Annotated in this window: 1 protein-coding gene and 1 pseudogene; both read right to left on the bottom strand. The window is 60.4% G+C overall.

Features of this window, described 5'->3' with window-relative positions; all coding sequences use genetic code 11:
* Positions 1-240 precede the first annotated feature (240 nt).
* Positions 241-402: pseudogene (locus ACYVDE_RS21580) on the bottom strand (YkvA family protein); the annotation flags it as partial.
* Between the two features lie 437 nt (positions 403-839).
* On the bottom strand, positions 840-1,822 hold a 983-nt coding region (locus ACYVDE_RS21575), incomplete at its 5' end, for a S1C family serine protease (protein WP_460503601.1).

The raw sequence follows: 1,822 nt of genomic DNA, 5'->3' as shown, positions 1-1,822 counted from the left end.
GGGCTGAGCCACGGGCGTGTCCGTCAGCACGGCCGATTCGGCGGCGGCGGGGTTAACCACCCCGGGGGCCGGTTTTGCAACCGCTTCGGTGCTGCTGGGGCTGGCCGTCGGGGTAGCGGCGTACGCGTTACCGGCCGACGCCGACGTGGCAGCCGGTTCTGCTTTCACTTCGGCCGGGCGCGTCAACTCCCACTCGTGGAATTTATCCATCTCGTGCTTGAGCGTAGTCGAGAACCAGGCCACCAAGGCCACGTCATCGAGCAGGCCCAGTACCGGGATGAAGTCCGGAATCAAGTCAATCGGGCTCAGGAAATAGATGAGCACGGCCACGGCTGCCGCCACCGTGCTGGTAGGCACGCCGTTGTACTCGCCCGAAACCGAGGCTTTAATAAGCCGGAACATTGTCTGGAGCGTGTCCCAGGCTTCGTGGGCAATGGTGCCCACGTCGTTTTTCTCGCTGGCTTTTTTGTAGGCGTCGGCCAGCAGGGTTTTCAGGCGGGTGGGCTGCTTGATGTAGCCCTCGGCCGCGCTGATGAATTTCTTGAAGATGGCCGAGCCGGCAACGTCGTTGCCATTGGGCGGGGTTTGTTGGTTTTTAGCCACGGAGTTCGGGATTTTAGAAGTAGCAGGAAAGGCGCACAGCACCGGCCGCGCAGTTGGGCTTAGATACTAGGTTTCGGTCCGCAAGGTTATTCGCGGCCCGGTGCAATCCATTACAAAATCCGGTGCGAAAGTATCGTGAAACAAAAATATACCTGCTGCCCGGCAGCCCGGAAACAAAACGCCCCATTCCTGCAAGAATGGGGCGTTGATAACTCGTGGTAGTGCGTAGGCCGACGCTATTCTTTCTCGTAAACCTTCACCACGAACACGTAGTCGCGTAGCTTCTTGAGCTGCTGCGGGCGGCCCGTGCCAGCCAGCTGGCCGTAGCGGGGCAAGTGGTAGGGTGCATCGGCCTTGGCCGTAGCGGCGAGCGAGTCGACCAGCCGCACCAAGTACGACGACTTGGTGGCGAAGGCGGCGCTCTGAGCGTCATTCTGGCGGCCGCTTACCACACCAATCAGGTTGCCGCGCTCGTCGAGCAGCGGGCCGCCCGAGTTGCCTGGGTTCACCGGAATGCTGATTTGGTAGAAGGCCGTGTCGCCCTCGAAGCCCGAACGGGCACTGAGGGCCCCTTCGCCGTACACTACGTCTTCGCGCGGGTAGCCCAGCGTGAACACCCGCTCGCCCAAATCGGCTTGGCTTGATTTTATGGCATAGGGTAAACGGCCAAAGCCAGTAAAATTCTTATCCTTGATGCGTAGGATAGCCAAGTCGTGCTTCACATCCGAGTATACCGGTTCAGCGTGGTAACGCTGGTGATTTTGGCCTTCAATCAGCAACGAGTCGGCACCCTGAATAACATGAAAGCTGGTTACCAAATAGCCTTCCGAAGTGAGCGCGAAGCCAGTACCGCTGAACTTGCTAGCCACAGCAGGTAAAGTTTCGCGGCCCAACTGCGTGTTCAACGTCAGTTTCAAGTCTTTCTGGCTCTTCTTAATGCGCTCAACTTCGCGTCGTAGCGCCTGATAGTTGCTCGGCGTTGCCAAATGGGAATTGCGCCAGATGTCCAGTCCCAGCAACGTGGCAAACACCGCCATGATGGCCACCGAGGCGGCCACGCCCACCGTGGCGCGGTGCCCGTTCCAGAACTCGCGCAGCCTGCGCTCGGTGCGCGAAATGCGCAGCATCGGGTTCACGGTGTGGGTGAGGGGGCTGGCTTTTTCCGCTGCTGGCGCTTCGGCCGGGGCCTCGGCGGCCAGCATGGCGGCGTGGATGCTGC

This window comes from Hymenobacter agri (assembly GCF_054778495.1).
The sequence above is the reverse complement of the archived record's forward strand: the minus strand, read 5'-3'. Positions and strand labels throughout refer to the sequence as shown.